Genomic DNA, 20,102 nt, shown 5'->3' on the forward strand with positions numbered 1-20,102 from the left:
CACTGTGCGGTATCTGAAACAACACACAGATCACCGAGAAGACAAACACGAGGAAACCCTTTATGTGGGGGTGGGTATCGGGTTTGGCTCTCTGTGTGGATAGTTTCATAGAGTTACGGCGGCTATAGCGGTGGGGAAACGCCCGGTCCCATTCCGAACCCGGAAGCTAAGGCCACCAGCGCCGATGGTACTGCACTCGACAGGGTGTGGGAGAGTAGGACACCGCCGGAACATCCTTGCGAAAGGCCCCCAACACCAGTTGGGGGCCTTTTTGCGTATCAGATCCTCCCGCAATGTATTTCAGTGCATCGAGCGTGAGCTACTTCTTGATCGAGCGGCGAGCCTGTAGCTGGGCGCTGTCAGCTGCTGCACGCCCCGCCGCCCAACCATTGGCGTTGCCGATGGAAATCCCGCGGTCTCGGATAGTGGGGAACAGCGCGTCGAACGCCTCATCCACTTTGTGTTGGTGGGAGCGGAGCGCCGGAAGCAAACGCGCCGGATCCGGAGATTCCGCAATCGTCGTCTCATTCGCTTCTTCGAGTCGCTCACCGATGCGCGTTGCATAGGCGATAAGGAATGACTTGCGGTATGCGCGGCTTCTGGCATCGGCGCTGCGCTTGGATTCGTTGCCGCTGGCGATCATCGCTCTGGTGGCCTGAACGAGCAACGACGTCGTCAGCAATTCGATTGCCTCCAGGTCGCTTTCGTCACCGACGACGGTCATGAAGCCGAATGCCGAGGCGAAGATCGCGCGGCACCGGTTGGCCTTGGTGACGACATCGACAAGCAGTGCTTTCGCGTCGACATAGGGAGTGTCCAACCAGATCCGGCACGCGCCGGGGAGATCGGGCACGGCGTTGTCCGCATCGATGAGTACCCGATCGAGCGCGTATTTGGTCATCAGCTCCTGGGCCTTGGCCGAAAGTGTTTCCGCCTCTTCGGGATATGACGTCGACTCGGCCTTCGCGAGCAGTCCGCGGACTCGGCTCAGGACCTTGGCGTCGACGGCGTGGTGGTGCGCTGCGGCTTGCGCTCGTGCAGTGCCGGGCAAGGGCCGGATCAGTTCCAGCTTGGGTAGTCGGATCAGCATCGCAAGTGCCTCGACCACAGTCGTCAGCGCCTCTGCCGCGGTCAGCAGTTGCCTCGCGGCCCACTGGCCGAGGTGGGGTTCTGATGCGGACCACCAGATGTCTGCTCCCAGCTCGGCGAGCTGCAACTGCCAGGTCTCATCGACTGATTCCGACGCGAAAGGCCGGACGTAGGCGGCCATGACATCGATGAGTAGCGCGATCGCGAACTGGTCCACACGTCGCCGCGCGACCTGGTGGATGTCTTCCGGAAGCCAGCCGTATTGAAAGATTCGGCCGATGATGTGCTGTGCCGCCAGGTGCGTGCCGTCCGCCTGCTCGCGCGTCAGCGGCTCGCGCCCGACGAGCTGTTGCGCGAATTGCTCAGCGGCGCGGGCATTCCCCTGCGCGGCCTCCATTGCCGTCGCCATGATCGCGTTCGCGATCTGCTCGGAATCCTGTGGCCCACTGGACTGCGCAGACCAGTATGCGGAGCCGTTGGCGGCGCCACGCTCTCCCGAGCGCCGTCGACGATTCTGCTTGCCCATGACCGACCCCCTTACGTAATCCGGCGGTGTCCAACTTCGCCACAACCGTATAGGCCGGGGGAGAGGCTAGGGCCGGGTGCCCGTGGACCACAGCGGCGTCGTCTCCACCCGCGACAGCCGCCAGCCCTCCGCCGTGCGAACCGCGTCGAAGCGGTAGACCTCGCCGAGGGTGTACTGCGGCTCCGACACGGCGGTAGTGGCCGGTGCGAAGGTGGCGATGAGATTCGCGCGCACCTCGGCCGCATCGCCGTGCAGGTCGATCATCACATTGGTGATGAAATGCTGAATGCGCTTGTCATCGGAGTGATTCCGGCTTGCCTGCGCGATGAGCGCATCGCGACCCTCGGCCCGGCCGCCAGGGGTTTTCGCGGTCGCCTCGGCGGTGTAGATCGTGCGGAAGTCATCGAAGCGGCCCTCGTCCAAGGCGCGGCCCAATTGATTGACCAGCCCGGTGATCTCGTTGCGGTCCACCAGGTCACGGAGTTGGTGCGTGTTGTCCTTGGTGGCAGTGGTGCAGGCGGTGAGCAGCGCCAGGGGCAGTGCGGCGAGGGGGAGGAAGCGGCGGATCTTGCTCATTGGTCGAACCTTTCGAACTAAACGTTGGTTGCTCCAACGTTGGTAAGTCCAACGATAACAGATCGTGGGTTACACCAACAAGTATTGCTACATTGCTCTCATGGAGATCGCGCACGAGGACACCCCGGGCAGGCTGCGCGCCCTGCCCACCCGACTGGTCAACCAGGTGGCCATCCTCGCCAATCGGGCGACCGAGCGCGCCTTCGAAGCAACCGGATCGCGCCGCTACCACTACGCCCTGCTCGCCACGCTCGGCGAGTTCGGTCCCGCCAGTCAGGCCGAACTCGGCCGTCGCACCCGCATCGACCGCAGCGATATCGTCGCCGCACTGAACGATCTCGCAGAGCGTGGCTTGATCGAACGCACCCCGGATCCGAGCGACCGCCGCCGCAATATAGTCACCATCACCAAGGCGGGCACCCGCCACCTGGACGAACTGGACCAACGAATCGAAGGCGCCCAGGACGATCTACTCACCGCCCTCTCCGCCGCCGAGCGCCGCGAACTGGTCAGGCTGCTCACCCGGATCCTCGATGATCATGTGCAAGGGTGAGCGCGCCCCTATTTCCGCAGGCCGGGGGTAGGGCGCGCGGAGCGAGCAACTAAACTGCATCCGTGAGTCTTGTGCTGCTACCTGCTGTCGATGTCGCCAATGGAGAGGCCGTGCGCCTGGTTCAGGGGGAGGCGGGCAGCGAAACCAATTACGGCTCCCCGCGCGACGCGGCACTCGCCTGGCAGGAAGCCGGTGCGGAGTGGGTGCATCTGGTCGATCTCGACGCGGCATTCGGCCGTGGTTCCAATCGTGAACTGCTGGCGAAGGTCGTCGGAGAACTCGATGTCAAGGTGGAGCTGTCCGGCGGCATCCGCGACGACGAATCCCTGGAGGCCGCGCTGGGTACCGGCTGCGCCCGGGTGAACCTCGGCACCGCCGCGCTGGAGGATCCGCAGTGGTGTGCCCGCGCCATCGCCAAGCACGGTGAGCGCATCGCAGTCGGCCTGGATGTACGGATCATCGACGGCGAACACCGGCTGCGCGGCCGCGGCTGGGTCAGCGACGGCGGTGATCTGTGGGAGGTGCTCGAACGCCTCGAGCGCGACGGTTGCTCGCGCTACGTCGTCACCGACGTGACCAAGGACGGCACCCTCACCGGCCCCAATCTCGATCTGCTGCGCGAAGTCTGCGCCGCCACCGACGCGCCGGTCATCGCCTCCGGCGGCGTCTCCACCATCGAGGATCTGATCGCCATCGCCGAACTGGTGCCCGAGGGTGTCGAGGGTTCGATTGTTGGCAAGGCGCTGTACGCGGGCCGCTTCACGCTGCCCGAGGCGCTGGCCGCGGTCCGCTGACGATTCGATGACCGCCAACCGCCTCGACACCGAACTACCGGCCCTGCTCGACGTCGCCGGCGAAATCCTCGACGCGGCAAGCCCGCGTTTCGTCGAGGGGGTCGGCGCGCCGAGCGCGGTGGCCAAGGGCCGCAACGACTTCGCGACTGAACTCGACCTGGAGTTGGAGCGCACCATCTCCGCGCAGCTCGAGCAGCGCACCGGAATCGAGGTGCACGGTGAGGAATTCGGCGGACCGCAGCTGACATCGGGCACCGCGTGGGTGCTCGATCCGATCGACGGCACCTTCAATTACTCATCGGGACATCCCCTTTCGGGCATGCTGCTGGCCCTGGTGCACGACGGGGAGCCGCTGCTCGGGCTGACCTGGCTGCCGCTGCTCGGCCAGCGCTATTCGGCGGCCGTCGATGGTCCGGTGCTGCTCAACGGCGAACCGCTGCCGCGCCTGCCGCACGGAAAGCTCGGCGAGGCGATGATCGGCTTCGGCGCGTTCAATGTGGATTCCGCCGGACGCATTCCCGGCCGGTTCCGTTTCGACCTGCTCGGTCCGCTGAGCAGGCTGTCCTCGCGGGTACGCATGCACGGTTCCACCGGTATCGATCTCGCGTTCACCGCATCGGGCGTGCTCGGCGGCGCGATCGTCTTCGGGCACCATCCGTGGGACAACGCCGCGGGCGTTGCACTGGTGCGCGCGGCGGGCGGGGTGGTCACCGATCTGGCGGGGGATCCGTGGACCATCACCTCGGGTTCGGTGCTGGCCGCCGCGCCGGGGGTGCACGAGGAACTGCTCGAAATGATTTGCACGGTCGCCGACGATGCGTGAGGCTGCGCACGAAGGACACAGGGGGATGGCAGCCGGCGGAGCCGGCGGGGTGGGTGAACACAGGGGGATGGCAGCCGGCGGAGCCGGCGGGGTGGGTGAACACAGGGGGATGGCAGCCGGCGGAGCCGGCGGGGTGGGTGAACACAGGGGGATGGCAGCCGGCGGGGTGGGTAAACACAGCAGGATGGCGGTCGGGCGGAATGGGTGAACAACACAGCATGATTCGAAGAAGGGTGAGCCGATGACGTTGGCGGTACGCGTGATTCCGTGCCTGGATGTCGACGCGGGCCGGGTGGTCAAGGGCGTCAACTTCGAAAACCTCCGTGACGCGGGCGATCCCGTCGAACTCGCTGCCGCCTACGACCTGCAGGGCGCCGACGAGCTGACCTTCCTCGACGTCACCGCCTCCACCGGCGACCGCGGCACCATGATCGATGTGGTGACCCGCACGGCCGAGCAGATCTTTATCCCGCTCACCGTCGGTGGCGGCGTGCGCACGGTCCAGGATGTCGACCGGCTGCTGCGTGCGGGCGCGGACAAGGTATCGGTGAATACCGCTGCCATCGCGCGCCCCGAAGTCTTGCGGGAAATGTCGGAGCGCTTCGGCTCCCAGTGCATCGTGCTGTCGGTGGACGCCCGTACCGTTCTGGACGGCCAGCCCGACACTCCGTCCGGCTGGGAGGTCACCACACACGGCGGCAAGCGTGGCACCGGCATCGACGCCATCGAATGGGCCGTGCGCGGCGCCGAACTCGGCGTCGGTGAGATCCTGCTCAACTCGATGGATGCCGATGGCACCAAGGTGGGCTTCGACCTGCCCATGATCAAGGCCGTCCGCGAAGCGGTCTCGATACCGGTGATCGCCAGCGGCGGTGCGGGTGCCGTCGAACACTTCGCCCCCGCCGTCCAGGCCGGCGCAGACGCGGTCCTGGCCGCCAGCGTCTTCCACTTCGGCGACCTCACTATCGCCCAAGTAAAAGCTGCCATGCGCGCCGAACAAATCATCGTCCGCTAGCCCGCGCACGGCGCATAGGAAGCTGACGCATAACCAGTGACTGTCTCGCAAGATATAGCCTCTGCGAGGTTCTCAGCAGATATGCGATAGCCTCCGGTGGAATTCAGCGGCGGAAACTCTCAGTGCCGTAACGCCGATGCCCGCCGCGGTCTCGGGTGCCGCCAATGTTGTTGTGGCCCACACGAATTGGCTTCCGAGGACGATCGTCGGCGTGCCTGGCAGGTCCCTGGGGGAGCTGAATCGCACTCGTGCGGCTTGAATTTTCTTCGGAGAGTTCGGCCGCCACGCCGGGGCGGTGATTGCTATCTGCTCGACAGTTACCCAGGCTTAGCGACCATGTCCGCCACGTGTCCCGCATGCTCCTGGTCATCGCCGATGCTGGTGTCGACACATGGTTCGGTTCGCTATCTTCGTTGTGTCTGTGGCAAATGGTTGGTTGCCCACCGGGGCGGGGTGAACTTGGTCACCGGCAGGGCCGCCTGCGCGAAAAAGCCTGTGGCCGAACATCTCGAACTGATTCCGCTGCCGGAGGAGTAGGAACCGTCGTGGCGGGTGGTGTTTCGGCACTACACGATGTATTCCGGCGGGGAGCCCCCTGTATAACGGTGATATGACTCTCGACCCCACCATCGCCGCCCGGCTCAAGCGCAACGACGCCGGACTCGTCGCCGCGGTCGCGCAGGAGCGCGGCACCGGCGATGTGCTGATGGTTGCCTGGATGGACGAAGAGGCGCTGGCCCGCACGCTGGAGACCCGCAAGGCGACCTATTATTCGCGTTCGCGCCAGCAGTACTGGGTCAAGGGCGAAACCTCCGGCCACACCCAGTACGTGCACGAGGTCCGCCTCGATTGCGACGGCGATACCATTCTGCTCGTCGTCGACCAGGAGGGCGCGGCCTGCCACACCGGCACGCACACCTGCTTCGACTCCGACCTGCTGCTCGCCGACAGCTGAGCCCCACCTGTTATGAATTCGGCTGCTCGCCGGGCTCCTCGACCGGCGCCGACCTGCCGTTGGACTGGCTCAGAGTGCCGCCGAGCTGCCTGACGAGCAGTTCGCTGAGGTCGGCGAGTTGCGCAGTCTGTTCGGCGTCGAGACCATCGAATACCAACTGCCGCACCGCATCCAGATAACCGGGCGCCGCCTCGACGACCTTCGAGTAGCCGTCGTCGGTGAGCACCGCCTGCACACCGCGGCGGCCGGTGGTTGCTGACCGTTGCGCCCAGCCCATTCGCTCCAGCTTCGACACCACATGGGACAGTCGCGATAGCGATGCATTTGCTTTGTGGGCAAGCTCACTCATCTGTAGCCGGTGGCCGGGCTCCTCGGACAATAGCGTGAGCACCCAGTATTCGAAATGCGTCACCCCGGATTCGCGCTGCAGATGGGTATCCAAAGCGCCTGGTAGACGTGTCATCAGCGCTACGATCGCGCGCCAAGCTCGTTGTTCGTCCGGGTCGAGCCACTTCGTCACTGGGTGCCTTCTTTCGAGCCAAGTGACGTCTTATTGTTAGCGAACCTAGCGATTAACGAAAAGCATGTTCACGGTCACTCGCGTAAATGAGTTTGCCACGACTTCGCTCGACCGTCATGGACTTGGTTCGCGACGTGAGGTCACTCACAGAGCTGATGGCGTGCGGCTAGGTGACCGTCGGCGTTTGCGGAGTGGCGGCGGGCGGCGTCGGTGCCGTCTGCTTGCCGGGATGCCTGCGCCGCCACCATCGCCGGCTGATCAGGGCCGACGCGGCGAGGAAGACCGCGACCGCCACAATGGCGCCCACCAGTGACGCGCCACGGAAGGCGGGCGCGTCGACGTCCAGAATTCGTTGCCCGGCGTGTGCGGCACTACTCCCGCCGAGCACGATCGACAGTGTCATCAGGTTCGGAATCGCGACGATCACCGCGAGCAACGCGGCAGCACCCGCGATGAACTTTCCGGCTCGCCGCTTCCAGATCAGTGCGGCGAACAGCAGCAGGAACAGCGGGATGGCGGTGCCGAGCAAGCCGTACACCAGACCCCAGCCGATGCCCTTGCTGAAACTGCCGCTCACCAGCTCGGCGATGCGCTGCGCCCACCAGCGTGGAATGAACGCCGCCAGAATGAAGTAGGCGATGATCAGTACGGCGATGACCGCCAGTGCGCCGATGATCCAGGTGCGCCACGTGGCCAGCGTGGATTTCTGCCCGTCCGGCCGAACCTCGCTCGAAGTCATGAACCCAGCGTATGCCGGGCAACCAGGAGATCAACGGCGATAGACCTGGCGTTTTTCGCGGTGGTTACCGTGCGTTCGCGAACAGGGCTACTGCAGAGCGCGTTCGCGCAGGAACCTCAGCGCCTCGTCCGCGTGCGCATCGGCCCGAAACTCGCCGGTGATCACCTTGGCGACTTTGCGATCCCGGTCGATCACGAATGTCTGCCGCTTGACCGGGGCGAGCTTGCCGAGCAGTCCGCGCTTCACACCGAACGCCGAGGCGACCCTGCCGTCGGCATCCGACAGCAACGGGTATCCGAGGTTCTGCTTGGAGGCGAATCCGGCCTGGGTATCGACGCCGTCGGTGCTGATGCCGACGCATGATGCGCCCAGCGCCGTGAATTCGGCGGACAGATCACGGAAGTGGCACGCCTCCGCCGTGCAGATCGGCGTATTCGCGGCGGGGTAGAAGAACAGCACCAGCGGACCGTTCGCGAGCAGCGCATCGAGCGAACGCGGGGTGCCGGATTGATCGGGAAGCTCGAACTCGGGAGCGAGCTGACCTGTCTGCATAGTGGGGACAGTACCGGGCGCGAGGTCGGTTTGCCGCCCCCGCGCTCGGTCCCTGTCACGCCGGATACCGGAATGACGGGTTCTTATCGCGACTAAGCGCCGATGAGTGCGGCGACTTCTGGATTTTTGATCTCCATGACATCAAGAATTCCGTGTGCGCGCAGCAGCGGCCTGAGTTCCCTGATCCGGTCGCTGTGAGTGGCGTACTCATCCGGAAAGTGGTGCTTGTCCAGGGCTTCGAGCGCCTTCACGTAGGTGACGAAGGAAGCTAGGGCGTTCAGGTGGTTGGAACTCGGTGATCCGCCCATCGAATGCAGGCCGACCATCCGCGGGGGTTGACCAGGCAGGCCCGAACCGGCGGCGCGCCGCCCGTCGGGCGCACCTGGTTGCGAGGGGTACATCAGTTGTCTCCTCTCGAAATGGGTACCGCGTGTGAGATCGATCGGGGCGAGTGTAGTGACGGCTGTCACCAGACCTTGCGGCACGTCAGAACCGGACAGTCGGTTCAGGAAGGTGGGACGCGCCGACAAGGCTGTCGGTGCCACCTGGGATGATGAACACATGCCTGGCGCGTCCACTCCCACCACAACGACCCGCGAACAGTTCCACGAACTGGCCGCGGAGCATCGGGTGGTCCCCGTGACCCGAAAGGTGCTGGCGGACTCCGAAACTCCGCTGTCGGCCTACCGTAAGTTGGCCGCGGAACGGGCCGGTACCTTCCTGTTCGAGTCCGCGGAGAACGGGCGGTCCTGGTCGCGCTGGTCGTTCATCGGTGCCGGCAGCCCATCCGCGCTGACGGTCGTGGACGGTGAAGCGGCCTGGCTCGGGCACACCCCCGTGGACGCGCCCTGCGGCGGCGATCCGCTGGTGGCGCTGCGTGAAACCCTGCAACTGCTGCAGACCGAGCGGCTGCCCGGCCTGCCCCCGCTGACCGGCGGCATGGTCGGCTACCTCGGCTACGACGCGGTTCGCCGCATCGAGCGACTGCCCACCCTCGCCGTCGACGATCTGCGGCTGCCCGAGATGGTGCTGATGCTCGCCACCGATCTCGCGGCCTTCGACCACCACGAGGGCGCGATCACACTCATCGCCAATGCGGTCAACTGGAACGGCACCGCCGAACGGGTCGACGAGGCCTATGACGATGCGGTGGCCCGGCTGGACCGGATGACCGCCGCGCTGGCCGCGCCCTCGGAGTCCACGGTTTCGGTCTTCGATCAGCCCGAGCCGCAGTACATCCGCCGCCGCACCACCGACGAGTTCGGCGCGGGCGTGCGTCGCCTGGTCAAGGAGATCGAGGCGGGCGAGGCCTTCCAGGTGGTGCTCTCGCAGCGCTTCGAAATGGATTACGACGGCGCGCCTTTGGACCTGTACCGGATGCTGCGCGCCTCCAATCCGAGCCCGTACATGTATCTGATCCACATCCCGGACGGTGACGGCGGCACGGCATTCTCCATCGTCGGCTCCAGCCCGGAATCACTGGTGACCGTGAAAGAGGGTGTGGCGACGACCCATCCGATCGCGGGCACCCGGTGGCGTGGTGCCACCGAGGAGGACGATCTGCTGCTGGAGAAGGGGCTGCTGGCCGACGAGAAGGAGAACGCCGAGCATCTGATGCTCGTCGACCTCGGCCGCAACGATCTGGGCCGGGTCTGCCAGCCGGGCACGGTGCGGGTCACCGAGTATCGGCACATCGAGCGCTACAGCCATGTCATGCATCTGGTCTCGACGGTCTCGGGCCGCCTCGCCCCGGGAAAGATCGCGCTGGACGCGGTCAATGCCTGCTTCCCCGCGGGCACGCTGTCCGGTGCGCCGAAGGTGCGCGCGATGGAACTCATCGAGGAACTCGAGCCCACCCGCCGCGGCGTCTACGGCGGTGTCGTCGGCTATCTCGACTTCGCGGGCGATGCGGATACCGCGATCGCCATTCGCACCGCACTGCTGAAGGACGGCACCGCCTATGTGCAGGCGGGTGCCGGCATCGTCGCGGATTCGGATCCGGACTACGAGGATGTCGAATCCCGCAACAAGGCCATGGCGGTGCTGCGGGCGGTGGCGGCCGCGAAAACCGTTCGGGCGTATAGCGCACCTGCGGACGGCAGCGCGGAATGACCGATTCGGAACCCGCCGATACCGATCCGACCACCCCGGCGGACGCACAGACCCCGAAGCGTAAATATCCGGTCGGCGCAATCGTCCTGCTCGCCGTCGCCGCTGCGGCGCTGTGGGGCTCCTCCCGGATGACGTGGGTAACTGTCTCGTCCACCGACGGGCTGACCGAACCGCGCACCGACAAACTGAACGGCGGTGTCTGGTTCGGTGCGCTGACTCCACTGGCCCTGGTGCTGCTGGCCGCCATCGCCGCGGTGCTGGCGACCCGCGGCTGGCTGCGGCGCATGTTCGGCGTCCTGATCGGCTTGGTCGCAGCGGTGACGGCGGTTCCCGCCTTCGCCCTGCTGACCAGATCCGGCGCGACGGCGGCCCGTGCCGCCACGCTGGCGGAGCTGCCCGGCCGCGCGACGGTCACCGAGGTGGTCACTTCCCACTTTCCGGCCGTACTTTCGCTGCTGGGAGCGCTGGCGGCCTTCGTGGCCGGTGTCCTGCTGGCCCGTATGCCCGAGGACGCCGCCCGCCTGTCCGGTAAGTACGACAATCCAGTCTTCCGCAGGACCGCCGCCACCGAACAGGTGACGCGTCAGCGCACCGACGAGGCGGCGGGCGATACGGGTCAGCTTTCCGAGCGCGTGCTCTGGGACGCCTTGGACGCGGGCACCGACCCGACCGAGGAAGCGAGTCGGCCCGCTTCGGCCACTGACAATTCCGCCGATCATGATCAGGGGAAACAAGGGCATCGAGGTGTCTGAGCAGGTGACTACAAACCCCGGCGCAGTTGCGCCACAAGCAGCCATTTATTCTTTGTCAGCATCGGTGAGACAGCGCCTGGGGGGATTCTCAGGCAGCAAGTCCGTCTCCCCAGAAAGGATTCGAGCCAGATGACGGTACTCGACTCGATTCTCGACGGGGTCCGCGCGGATGTGGCCGCTCGGGAAGCCCTTTTGGACTTCCAGGCGATCAAGGCGGCCGCAGCCGCGGTGCCCGCGCCGCTGGACGCCCGCGCCGCGCTCCTCGAAGACGGCATCGGCGTCATTGCCGAGGTCAAGCGGGCCAGCCCGTCCAAGGGGGAGCTCGCGGACATCCCGGACCCGGCGAGTCTGGCCAAGTCCTACGAGGACGGCGGAGCGCGCATCATCAGCGTGCTCACCGAGGGCCGTCGCTTCCACGGGTCGCTCGACGATCTGGACGCGGTCCGCGCCAGCGTGAACATCCCGATCCTGCGCAAGGATTTCGTCGTCGGGCCCTACCAGATCCACGAGGCTCGTGCGCACGGCGCCGACGTCATCCTGCTCATCGTGGCCGCCCTGGAACAGGACGTGCTGAGCTCGCTGATCGACCGCACCGAATCGCTCGGCATGACCGCTCTGGTCGAGGTGCACACCGAGGAAGAGGCCGACCGCGCTCTCGAAGCCGGCGCCTCCGTGATCGGCGTGAACGCCCGCAACCTCAAGACTCTCGAGGTAGATCGCGATGTCTTCGCGCGCATCGCGCCCGGCCTGCCCACCGAGGTCATCCGCATCGCCGAATCCGGGATCCGCGGCACCGCAGACCTGCTGGCCTACGCCGGCGCCGGTGCGGATGCCGTGCTCGTCGGCGAGGGGCTGGTCACCAGTGGTGACCCGCGCGCGGCCGTCTCCGAACTGGTGACCGCAGGCACCCATCCGTCCTGCCCGAAGCCCGCGCGGCGGGGTCGGTGACGATAGTGAGCGAGCGAAGCGAGGGAACCATCGATACGGCGGCCCGTGCGGGCGCGATGGAGCCGAGCGCCAGCGAGGCGTCGTCGTGACGGCACTGCCCAAGGCATCCGACGGTGTACACGAGCGCAGCGAGCACGAGCCGGACCCGGGCGGCCACTTCGGCGTCTACGGCGGCAGGCATGTGCCGGAGGCGCTGATGGCGGTGATCGAGGAGGTCACCGCCGAATACGAGAAATGTCGCTTCGATCCCGCCTTCCTCGACGAACTGGACCGGCTGCAGCGCGACTACACCGGTCGCCCGTCGCCGATCTTCGAATGCCGGCGGCTCGCCGAGCACGCCGGTGATGCGCGCATCATTCTCAAGCGCGAGGATCTGAACCACACCGGTTCGCACAAGATCAATAACGTGCTCGGCCAGGCATTGCTCGCCAAGCGCATGGGCAAGTCCCGGGTCATCGCGGAGACCGGCGCAGGTCAGCACGGCGTCGCCACCGCCACCGCGTGCGCACTGCTCGGCCTCGAATGCGTCGTCTACATGGGTGCGGTCGATACCGCCCGCCAGGCGCTGAATGTGGCCCGCATGCGGCTGCTCGGCGCCGAGGTGATCTCGGTGCGGACCGGTTCGCAGACCCTCAAGGATGCGATCAACGAGGCGCTGCGCGACTGGGTCACCAATGCCGACGCCACCTATTACTGCTTCGGCACCGCCGCGGGCCCGCATCCGTTCCCGATGATGGTGCGCGATCTCCAGCGCATCGTCGGGCTGGAGGCCCGCGCCCAGGTGCAGGCGCTCACCGGGCGGCTGCCCGATGCGGTCACGGCCTGCGTCGGCGGCGGCTCCAACGCCATCGGCATTTTCCATCCCTTCATCGACGATCCCGGCGTGCGGCTGATCGGTTACGAGGCGGCCGGTGACGGTGTCGAAACCGGAAGGCACGCCGCGACTTTCACCGGTGGCACCCCCGGCGCGTTCCAGGGCGCGTACTCGTATCTGCTACAGGACGAGGACGGCCAGACCATCGAATCGCATTCGATCTCGGCCGGTTTGGACTATCCGGGTGTCGGTCCGGAACACGCCTACCTCAAGGACATCGGTCGCGCCGAATACCAGCCGATCACCGATGTCGAGGCGATGGATGCGCTGCTGCTGCTCAGCCGCGCCGAGGGCATCATCCCGGCGATCGAATCCGCGCATGCGGTGGCCGGTGCGATGAAGCTGGGCAAGGAACTCGGCAAGGGCGCGATCATCCTGGTGAACCTGTCCGGGCGCGGCGACAAGGATATGGACACGGCGGCACGATGGTTCGGGCTGTTCGACGACCACGCCGCCGACAAGGAGAGCCACCAGTGAGCGAGCAGTCACGCCTTGCCAACACCTTCGCCGCCTGTCGCGCGGAGGGCCGGGCCGCGCTGATCGGCTACCTGCCCGCGGGCTACCCGGATCTGGCCGGTTCGATCGAGGTATGCCGCACCATGGTCGAATCCGGTTGCGACATAGTCGAAGTCGGCGTCGCCTACTCCGATCCGGTGATGGACGGACCGACCATCCAGGCCGCTGCCGATCAGGCGCTGCGCGGCGGTGTCCGGGTGCGCGATGTGTTCTCGGTGGTCGAGGCGATCACCGCGGCGGGCGGTAAGGCCGTCGTGATGAGCTACTGGAATCCGGTGCTGCAGTACGGCGTCGACCGTTTCTCGCGCGATCTGGCCGCCGCGGGCGGGTCCGGCATCATCACCCCCAACCTCATCCCGGAAGAGGCCGACAGCTGGTTCGTCGCCTCGGTCGCACACGATCTGGACCGCATCTTCCTGGTCGCGCCGTCGTCCACCGAGGAGCGTCTGGTCATGACGCTGGAGGCCAGCAGCGGCTTCGTCTATGCGGCCTCGACCATGGGTGTCACCGGCGCCCGAGATGTGGTCTCGTCCGCGGCCCCGGCGTTGTGCGCGCGCATCCGCGCCCACTCCGATATCCCGATCGGTGTCGGCCTCGGCGTGCGAAACGGTGCGCAGGCGGCCGAAATCGCCTCCTACGCAGACGGAGTCATCGTCGGCTCGGCACTGGTGACCGCCGCGGCCCAGGGACTCGACGCGGTACGCACCCTCACGGCCGAACTGGCCGAGGGTGTTCGTTCCGCGACCGTCGCCTCCTAGGTGTCCGGGAGGGGGCACGCCGACCGCGAATCTCGCGATGTGGCCGTGCTCCGCTACGGTTGGGGCCGTGACCTTACGAGTCCTCGCAGACAGCGTCCTGAGCAACGGTGCCGTCACCGCTGATGTGCTGGCCTACATTCCCAGCCCGTCCCAGGGCGTTTGGCATCTCGGTCCATTCCCGCTACGGGCCTATGCCCTGTGCATCATCGTCGGCATCGTCGTCGCCATCTGGTGGGGTGAGCGGCGCTGGCAGGCGCGCGGCGGGCAGAAGGGCGCGATTCTCGATGTCGCGATGTTCGCGGTGCCCTTCGGTCTGGTCGGCGGGCGGCTGTATCACGTTGCCACCGACTGGCAGAAGTACTTCGGCGCCGACGGTCATCCGATCGATGCGCTGAAGATCTACCAGGGTGGCCTCGGCATCTGGGGTGCGGTCTTCCTCGGCGGCGTCGGCGCCTGGATCGGCTGCCGGGTCTACCGAATTCCATTGCCCGCGTTGGGCGATGCGATCGCGCCGCCGATTCTGCTGGCCCAGGCCATCGGCCGGCTCGGCAATTACTTCAACCAGGAGCTCTACGGCCGCAAGACCGATCTGCCGTGGGGTCTGGAGATCTACCTGCGCTTCGACGATCAGGGCAAGCTCGACATGATGAACGGTGTCTCCCAAGGCATCGTCGACAAGGTCGTGCAGCCGACATTCCTGTACGAGATGATCTGGAACCTGCTGATCGTGGTGCTGCTGGTGCAGATCGATAAGCGTTACCGCATCGGCCATGGCCGCCTGTTCGCGCTCTATGTCGTCGGGTACTGCCTCGGCCGATTCTTCGTCGAACTGCTGCGCGACGACGAGGCGACCAAGATTGCGGGTATCCGCATCAACTCGTTCACCTCGGCACTCGTATTCCTCGCCGCCGTCGCCTATTTCGTCTTCGCGACCAAGGGCAGGGAGACCGCCGATCAACTGCAACCGTCGACGGTCTCGCGGCCATGGCCGTGGCAGATCGGGGCACTGCGGGCGGCGGGCGCCGAATCCGAGTCCGCGTCGAAGGCGGCCGCGGTGGCGGAAGCAGCGCCGCCGAAGCACAGTGCCGATAATCCGGATCCGACAAAATCCGAGAACTCCGGCAACGAACCGGATACCGCCGGCGATAACGCAACGGAGTCCGAAACCTCGGGCGCTGAGCAGAGCAAGGTCGATACTTCGAAAAAAGACGGCTGATCCCATAACGACTTGGGCAGCTCGTCGGTGCACCGAGTAGACACGCGAACGCGTGTCCGCGACGATACCTTCGGGCGCCCAATTGCCCGGCAAAATACGCGGGGAGGCGGGTGAGCGCCCGTCGAAATGCACGAATGATGGAGGACATTTAGTGACCGACCCCTACCAGAACCAGCCAGGCTTCGGCGGCCCCCAGTATGGTCCGCCCGGGACGGGGCCGGACTTGAACAAGCAGCCCGAGGCACCGGGGCAGCAGTATCCGTCGGATCCGTACAACCAGCAGCAGCCGCAGTACGGCCAGCCGCAGTACGGCCAGCCGCAGTACGGCCAGCCCGATCCCTATGGTCAGCAGCCGGGCGGCTACCCGCCCGCGCCGTACCCGGGCGGCGGCTACAACCCGAACGATCCGGAAGCACCGTACGGTCGTGACCCGTTCGGCGTGCCGTTCTCGGATAAGCAGAAGCTGACCGCGGGTCTGCTACAGATCTTCCTCGGCGGCTTCGGCATCGGCCGTTTCTACACCGGCCATACCGGCATCGCCATTGCCCAGATCGCGGTCACCTGGTTGACCTGCGGTATCGGCGGCATCTGGCCGCTGATCGACGGCATCATGATGCTGACCGGCAAGGTGCCCGACAGCCTCGGGCGGCCATTGCGCGACTGACCGCCGCGAACAATCGACCGACGGGCCCCGTCGCATCGGATGACGATGCGATGGGGCCCGTCGCCATTTTCGGCAGGCTGTGCGAGGATTCGGCGCACCGTGATCGCAATACTGTCGGTCGGTATCTTCCTGGCGTAGCCTGAGCCGGGTTTTTGTGTCGAGAGAGGGACTTCCGTGCGCCGCAAGCTGTTCGCCGCCGCCATGCTCGCCATCGTCGCCGCCACCGGGCTCACCGCCTGCGGCAGCAGCAGCGATCCGAACGTGCTGAAGGTCGGTACCGAAGGCACCTACTCGCCCTTCAGCTACCAGGGCTCCGACCGCAAGCTCACCGGCTACGACATCGAGGTGATCCAGGCGGTCGGGGACAAGATCGGCAAGAAGATCGAGTTCGTGCAGACGCCGTGGGACGCGATCTTCGCCGGTCTCGAGTCCAAGCGCTTCGACCTGGTCGCCAACCAGGTGTCGATCACCGACGAGCGCAAGGCCAAGTACGCCCTGTCGCAGTCCTACACCACCTCCGAGGGCGTGATCCTCACTCGCGCGGACAGCAACAACATCACTTCGCTCGCGGACCTGAACGGCAAGACCAGCGCGCAGTCGGCGACCAGTAACTGGGCCAAGGTCGCCCAGGGCGCGGGGGCGAAGGTCGAGGCGGTGGAGGGCTTCGTGCAGGCGGTCCAGTTGCTGAAGACCGGCCGCGTCGACGCGACCGTCAACGACAGCCTGGTCGCGCTCGACTACATCAAGAAGAACGGCGACACCGGCGTCAAGATTGCCGCCAAGGCCGGTGAGGTCAGCAACCAGGCGTTCGCCGCCCGCAAGGACGACGCGCTGATCGGCCAGGTGAACACCGCGCTGGACCAGCTGCGCGCGGACGGGACGCTGGCCAGGATCTCGGAAAAGTACTTCGGCACCGACGTCAGCAAATAACCGTCCGTGGATCCCGCAACCAGGGAGCTGATCTGGCACAACCTGTGGCCGATGCTGCAGGCCACGATCGACAAGACCATCCCGCTCACCGCCATCAGCTTCGTCATCGGTTTGGTCATCGCGTTGTTCGTAGCGCTGGCGCGGATGTCACCGCTGTGGTTCCTCTCGGCGCCCGCCAGGTTCTACATCTCGATAATTCGGGGCACGCCGCTGCTGGTGCAGCTGTTCATCGTGTTCTACGCGCTGCCGCAGTTCGATATCGTCATCGATCCGTTTCCGGCGGCGATGATCGCATTCAGCCTCAATGTCGGCGGTTACGCTGCCGAGGTCGTGCGCGCCGCCATCCTGAGCGTCGCGGAGGGACAGTGGGAGGCGGCCAAGGCGCTCGGCATGTCGTATGCCCAGGAGTTGCGGCTGATCATCCTGCCGCAGGCCGCGCGGATCGCGGTGCCGCCGCTGTCCAACACTCTCATCTCCCTGGTGAAGGACACCTCGCTGGCCTCGACCATCCTGGTGACCGAACTCCTGCGCACCGCGCAGCTGGCCGCTGCCCCGACCTTCGACTTCTTCGCCCTGTACGGCGTCGCCGCGCTGTATTACTGGGTGATCTGTCTGGTCCTCGGCTTCGGCCAGACCCGCCTGGAAACTCGGCTGTCCCGCCATGTCGCACGTTGAGACCCGTTTGTACTTTTCGCTAAGCCTTCGTACATATTTTTCACCTAGCTTTCACCGAGGCCACAGCAGGCTACGGGCACTACACGGGACTAGGCTCTACTCGTGATGCGACGGACGAAGATTGTGTGCACTCTCGGCCCAGCGACCGCTACCGAGGAACGTATTCGGGAACTCGTCGAGAGTGGCATGGATGTGGCGCGGCTGAATTTCAGCCATGGCGAGCACTCCGACCATGCCGAGAACTATAAGAAGGTGCGGCAGGCCTCGGACCATCTCGGCCGGGCGGTCGGCATTCTCGCTGACCTGCAGGGGCCGAAGATCCGGCTGGGCCGCTTCACAGAGGGCAAGACCGTATGGGCCAACGGTGAAGAGGTCCGCATAACCGTCGACGAGATCGATGGCACCCACGATCGCGTCTCCACTACCTACAAAGAGCTGGCCAAGGACGCCAAACCGGGCGACCGCCTGCTCATCGACGACGGCAAGGTCGGCGTCACCGTCATTCGGGTCGAGGGCAGCGATGTCGTCTGCCGGGTGACCGAGGGCGGACCGGTCAGCAATAACAAGGGCGTCTCGCTGCCGGGTATGGACGTCTCCGTGCCCGCGCTGTCGGAAAAGGACATCGACGACCTCGAATTCGCGCTCAAGCTCGGCGTCGACTTCATCGCGCTGTCCTTCGTGCGTTCACCCTCGGATGTCGAGCTGGTGCACGACGTGATGGACCGGGTCGGCCGCCGCGTTCCGGTGATCGGCAAGTTGGAGAAGCCCGAGGCCATCGACAATCTCGAGGCCATCGTGCTGGCCTTCGACGCGGTCATGGTCGCCCGCGGTGACCTCGGCGTCGAACTGCCGCTCGAGCAGGTGCCGATCGTGCAGAAGCGGGCCATCCAGATGGCTCGCGAGAATGCCAAGCCGGTCATCGTCGCGACCCAGATGCTGGAGTCGATGATCGAGAACTCCCGCCCGACCCGCGCCGAGGCCTCCGACGTGGCCAATGCGGTGCTCGACGGCGCCGATGCGGTGATGCTGTCGGGTGAGACCTCGGTCGGCGCGTATCCGATCGAGACAGTCCGCACCATGGCGCGCATCGTGCACGCGGTGGAGACCGAATCCACCCGGGTGCCACCGCTGACCCACGTGCCGCGCACCAAGCGCGGTGTCATCTCCTACGCCGCCCGCGATATCGGCGAGCGGCTCAATGCCAAGGCGTTGGTCGCCTTCACCCAGTCCGGCGATACGGTTCGCCGGCTGGCTCGTCTGCACACCCCGCTGCCGTTGCTGGCGTTCACCCCCCTTCCCGAAGTGCGCAGCCAGCTGTCGCTCACCTGGGGCACCGAAACCTTCATCGTCCCGACGGTGGACAGCACCGATGCGATGATCCACCAGGTGGATGTAGCACTGCTGTCCATGGAGCGATATCAAAAAGGTGATCTGGTGGTAATCGTGGCAGGCTCCCCGCCCGGTACTGTCGGCTCCACCAATCTGATCCATGTGCACCGTATCGGTGAGGAGGACCATTAGCCGTGAGTGAGCGCAGCGAACGAACCGAGAACACAGCAGCGTCAGCGGTCGCAACGGAGCCGAGCGTCAGCGAGGCGCAGTTGTGAGCGCTTCGCTGGGTGGCGCTGTCGGCCTTGGGGCCACAGCGGCGGGTACCGACCTCGACGTGCTGCTCGGACTGCTCGATCTGGAACAGGTCGACGAGGATGTCTTCGTCGGCCAGCATCCGGAGAAGGTCTGGAGCCGCACGTTCGGCGGTCAGCTGGTTTCGCAGGCGATCATGGCGGCGGGACGGACGGTCGACGGCGACCGTCCGTTGCACGCCGTCAACGCGCATTTCGTGCGTGGTGGCGATGTGAAGAAGCCGATCGAATATCAGGTCGACCGCCACCGCGACGGACGCTCGCTGGCCAACCGCACGGTCACCGCGACCCAGGACGGTCAGGAGCTGTTTGTCATGCTCGCCGCGTTCCAGGATTGGGGCAAGGGGCTCGAGCACGCGCATGCCCAGCCGGAGGTGCCGGATCCGGAGACGCTGCCGCGCGTCGAGGAGAGCTTCGCCGGCTTGGAAGACAAGCTGGAGATGTTCGTCAAGGCGCCGCATCCGATCGATATGCGGTACACCAATGACCCGGCCTGGATCCTGAAGGGCACGGGGGAGCGGCTCAATCACAACCGCGTGTGGATGCGGGCCGATGGCAGGCTGCCCGACGATCCGCTGATTCACGTTGCGACGCTTGGCTATTCGTCGGACACCACGGTGCTCGATTCGATCATCACCACGCACGGCCTGTCCTGGGGTCTGGACCGCATCGTGGCCGCGACGATCAACCATTCGATCTGGTTCCACCGCCCGTTCCGCTTCGACGATTGGGTGCTCTACGCCACCGAATCGCCGGTGGCAGCTGGTTCGCGTGGCCTTGCCACGGGCCGATTCTTCTCCCGCAGTGGCGAATTGCTCGCCACCACGGTCCAGGAAGGCATTATTCGCCACTTCCCCGCGCGTAGATGAGTT

22 protein-coding genes and 1 rRNA gene are annotated in these 20,102 nt (G+C 65.8%); 17 read left to right on the plus strand and 6 right to left on the minus strand.

Going from position 1 to position 20,102, the window contains the following annotated elements; genetic code table 11:
• The first annotated feature begins 114 nt into the window (after positions 1-114).
• Positions 115-231: ribosomal RNA gene (gene rrf / locus OIE68_RS44910) — 5S ribosomal RNA — on the plus strand.
• Positions 232-319: 88 nt separating this feature from the next.
• Here rrf and OIE68_RS44915 read toward each other — a convergent pair.
• The gene (locus OIE68_RS44915; protein ID WP_327096952.1) at positions 320-1,615 is read right to left on the minus strand and encodes a DUF2786 domain-containing protein; all 1,296 of its coding nucleotides are present in this window, start codon (positions 1,613-1,615) and stop codon (positions 320-322) included.
• 66 nt (positions 1,616-1,681) lie between these two features.
• Positions 1,682-2,191 (minus strand): nuclear transport factor 2 family protein, encoded by a 510-nt coding sequence (locus OIE68_RS44920; RefSeq protein WP_327096953.1) that lies wholly within the window; start codon positions 2,189-2,191, stop codon positions 1,682-1,684.
• A 100-nt stretch (positions 2,192-2,291) separates the two neighbouring features.
• On the opposite strand from OIE68_RS44920, the gene OIE68_RS44925 reads away from it, so the two are divergent.
• From OIE68_RS44925 to hisI, 5 genes are all read left to right on the plus strand, one after another.
• Entirely contained in the window at positions 2,292-2,744 is a 453-nt protein-coding gene (locus OIE68_RS44925; protein ID WP_327096954.1) for a MarR family winged helix-turn-helix transcriptional regulator, read from the plus strand.
• Positions 2,745-2,806: 62 nt separating this feature from the next.
• Positions 2,807-3,538, plus strand: a complete 732-nt coding sequence (gene priA, locus OIE68_RS44930) for a bifunctional 1-(5-phosphoribosyl)-5-((5-phosphoribosylamino)methylideneamino)imidazole-4-carboxamide isomerase/phosphoribosylanthranilate isomerase PriA (RefSeq protein ID WP_040688875.1) — start codon at positions 2,807-2,809, stop codon at positions 3,536-3,538.
• A gap of 7 nt (positions 3,539-3,545) precedes the next feature.
• Entirely contained in the window at positions 3,546-4,361 is an 816-nt protein-coding gene (locus tag OIE68_RS44935) for an inositol monophosphatase (RefSeq protein ID WP_327096955.1), read from the plus strand.
• 241 nt (positions 4,362-4,602) lie between these two features.
• Complete coding sequence (gene hisF / locus OIE68_RS44940; protein WP_327096956.1) at positions 4,603-5,376, plus strand: imidazole glycerol phosphate synthase subunit HisF; 774 nt, start codon at positions 4,603-4,605, stop codon at positions 5,374-5,376.
• A 610-nt stretch (positions 5,377-5,986) separates the two neighbouring features.
• Positions 5,987-6,331, plus strand: a complete 345-nt coding sequence (hisI, locus tag OIE68_RS44945; protein ID WP_327096957.1) for a phosphoribosyl-AMP cyclohydrolase — start codon at positions 5,987-5,989, stop codon at positions 6,329-6,331.
• A gap of 10 nt (positions 6,332-6,341) precedes the next feature.
• Here hisI and OIE68_RS44950 read toward each other — a convergent pair whose 3' ends face one another.
• The 4 genes from OIE68_RS44950 to OIE68_RS44965 form a co-directional block, all read right to left on the minus strand.
• Positions 6,342-6,794, minus strand: coding sequence for a MarR family winged helix-turn-helix transcriptional regulator (locus OIE68_RS44950; protein ID WP_327096958.1), 453 nt, complete (start codon positions 6,792-6,794; stop codon positions 6,342-6,344).
• 223 nt (positions 6,795-7,017) lie between these two features.
• Positions 7,018-7,590: a permease gene (locus tag OIE68_RS44955; protein WP_327096959.1), complete on the minus strand. Its 573-nt coding sequence runs from the start codon at positions 7,588-7,590 to the stop codon at positions 7,018-7,020.
• 87 nt (positions 7,591-7,677) lie between these two features.
• Positions 7,678-8,142 (minus strand): peroxiredoxin, encoded by a 465-nt coding sequence (locus tag OIE68_RS44960; RefSeq protein WP_327096960.1) that lies wholly within the window; start codon positions 8,140-8,142, stop codon positions 7,678-7,680.
• A gap of 92 nt (positions 8,143-8,234) precedes the next feature.
• Positions 8,235-8,543, minus strand: coding sequence for a hypothetical protein (locus tag OIE68_RS44965; RefSeq protein WP_327096961.1), 309 nt, complete (start codon positions 8,541-8,543; stop codon positions 8,235-8,237).
• 160 nt (positions 8,544-8,703) lie between these two features.
• Between OIE68_RS44965 and OIE68_RS44970 the strand changes: the two genes are divergently transcribed.
• The 11 genes from OIE68_RS44970 to OIE68_RS45020 all read left to right on the plus strand — a co-directional run bounded on the left by OIE68_RS44970 (position 8,704) and on the right by OIE68_RS45020 (position 20,099).
• Positions 8,704-10,254, plus strand: a complete 1,551-nt coding sequence (locus OIE68_RS44970; protein WP_327096962.1) for an anthranilate synthase component I — start codon at positions 8,704-8,706, stop codon at positions 10,252-10,254.
• The gene (locus OIE68_RS44975; protein ID WP_327096963.1) at positions 10,251-11,006 is read left to right on the plus strand and encodes a TIGR02234 family membrane protein; all 756 of its coding nucleotides are present in this window, start codon (positions 10,251-10,253) and stop codon (positions 11,004-11,006) included. Before OIE68_RS44970 ends, OIE68_RS44975 begins: the two co-directional genes overlap by 4 nt.
• 129 nt (positions 11,007-11,135) lie before the next feature.
• Positions 11,136-11,954 (plus strand): indole-3-glycerol phosphate synthase TrpC, encoded by an 819-nt coding sequence (trpC, locus tag OIE68_RS44980; RefSeq protein WP_327096964.1) that lies wholly within the window; start codon positions 11,136-11,138, stop codon positions 11,952-11,954.
• Positions 11,955-12,039: 85 nt separating this feature from the next.
• Positions 12,040-13,305 carry a tryptophan synthase subunit beta gene (gene trpB / locus OIE68_RS44985; RefSeq protein ID WP_327096965.1) on the plus strand — a complete coding sequence of 422 codons (1,266 nt, stop codon included), beginning with the start codon at positions 12,040-12,042 and terminating at the stop codon, positions 13,303-13,305.
• A complete protein-coding gene (trpA, locus tag OIE68_RS44990) occupies positions 13,302-14,102 on the plus strand; it encodes a tryptophan synthase subunit alpha (RefSeq protein ID WP_327096966.1) in 801 nt (266 codons plus the stop codon). The genes trpB and trpA overlap by 4 nt, the downstream gene beginning before the upstream one ends.
• Before the next feature lie 67 nt (positions 14,103-14,169).
• Positions 14,170-15,318 (plus strand): prolipoprotein diacylglyceryl transferase, encoded by a 1,149-nt coding sequence (gene lgt, locus OIE68_RS44995; protein ID WP_327096967.1) that lies wholly within the window; start codon positions 14,170-14,172, stop codon positions 15,316-15,318.
• A gap of 151 nt (positions 15,319-15,469) precedes the next feature.
• Complete coding sequence (locus OIE68_RS45000; RefSeq protein ID WP_327096968.1) at positions 15,470-15,982, plus strand: TM2 domain-containing protein; 513 nt, start codon at positions 15,470-15,472, stop codon at positions 15,980-15,982.
• A 174-nt stretch (positions 15,983-16,156) separates the two neighbouring features.
• Positions 16,157-16,912, plus strand: a complete 756-nt coding sequence (locus OIE68_RS45005) for an amino acid ABC transporter substrate-binding protein (protein ID WP_327096969.1) — start codon at positions 16,157-16,159, stop codon at positions 16,910-16,912.
• Between the two features lie 6 nt (positions 16,913-16,918).
• Positions 16,919-17,587: an amino acid ABC transporter permease gene (locus tag OIE68_RS45010; RefSeq protein ID WP_327096970.1), complete on the plus strand. Its 669-nt coding sequence runs from the start codon at positions 16,919-16,921 to the stop codon at positions 17,585-17,587.
• A gap of 102 nt (positions 17,588-17,689) precedes the next feature.
• The gene (pyk, locus tag OIE68_RS45015; protein ID WP_327096971.1) at positions 17,690-19,108 is read left to right on the plus strand and encodes a pyruvate kinase; all 1,419 of its coding nucleotides are present in this window, start codon (positions 17,690-17,692) and stop codon (positions 19,106-19,108) included.
• An 82-nt stretch (positions 19,109-19,190) separates the two neighbouring features.
• Positions 19,191-20,099 (plus strand): acyl-CoA thioesterase II, encoded by a 909-nt coding sequence (locus OIE68_RS45020; protein ID WP_327096972.1) that lies wholly within the window; start codon positions 19,191-19,193, stop codon positions 20,097-20,099.
• Positions 20,100-20,102: the final 3 nt, after the last annotated feature.

The organism is Nocardia vinacea, from assembly GCF_035920345.1.
Lineage (GTDB): Bacteria > Actinomycetota > Actinomycetes > Mycobacteriales > Mycobacteriaceae > Nocardia > Nocardia vinacea_A.

Coding starts and splice junctions, on each gene's coding strand:
- OIE68_RS44915 (WP_327096952.1), bottom strand. CDS start 1,615: ATGGGCAAGCAGAATCGTCGACGGCGCTCGGGAGAGCGTGGCGCCGCC.
- OIE68_RS44920 (WP_327096953.1), bottom strand. CDS start 2,191: ATGAGCAAGATCCGCCGCTTCCTCCCCCTCGCCGCACTGCCCCTGGCG.
- OIE68_RS44925 (WP_327096954.1), top strand. CDS start 2,292: ATGGAGATCGCGCACGAGGACACCCCGGGCAGGCTGCGCGCCCTGCCC.
- OIE68_RS44935 (WP_327096955.1), top strand. CDS start 3,546: ATGACCGCCAACCGCCTCGACACCGAACTACCGGCCCTGCTCGACGTC.
- hisF (WP_327096956.1), top strand. CDS start 4,603: ATGACGTTGGCGGTACGCGTGATTCCGTGCCTGGATGTCGACGCGGGC.
- hisI (WP_327096957.1), top strand. CDS start 5,987: ATGACTCTCGACCCCACCATCGCCGCCCGGCTCAAGCGCAACGACGCC.
- OIE68_RS44950 (WP_327096958.1), bottom strand. CDS start 6,794: ATGACACGTCTACCAGGCGCTTTGGATACCCATCTGCAGCGCGAATCC.
- OIE68_RS44955 (WP_327096959.1), bottom strand. CDS start 7,590: ATGACTTCGAGCGAGGTTCGGCCGGACGGGCAGAAATCCACGCTGGCC.
- OIE68_RS44960 (WP_327096960.1), bottom strand. CDS start 8,142: ATGCAGACAGGTCAGCTCGCTCCCGAGTTCGAGCTTCCCGATCAATCC.
- OIE68_RS44965 (WP_327096961.1), bottom strand. CDS start 8,543: ATGTACCCCTCGCAACCAGGTGCGCCCGACGGGCGGCGCGCCGCCGGT.
- OIE68_RS44970 (WP_327096962.1), top strand. CDS start 8,704: ATGCCTGGCGCGTCCACTCCCACCACAACGACCCGCGAACAGTTCCAC.
- OIE68_RS44975 (WP_327096963.1), top strand. CDS start 10,251: ATGACCGATTCGGAACCCGCCGATACCGATCCGACCACCCCGGCGGAC.
- trpC (WP_327096964.1), top strand. CDS start 11,136: ATGACGGTACTCGACTCGATTCTCGACGGGGTCCGCGCGGATGTGGCC.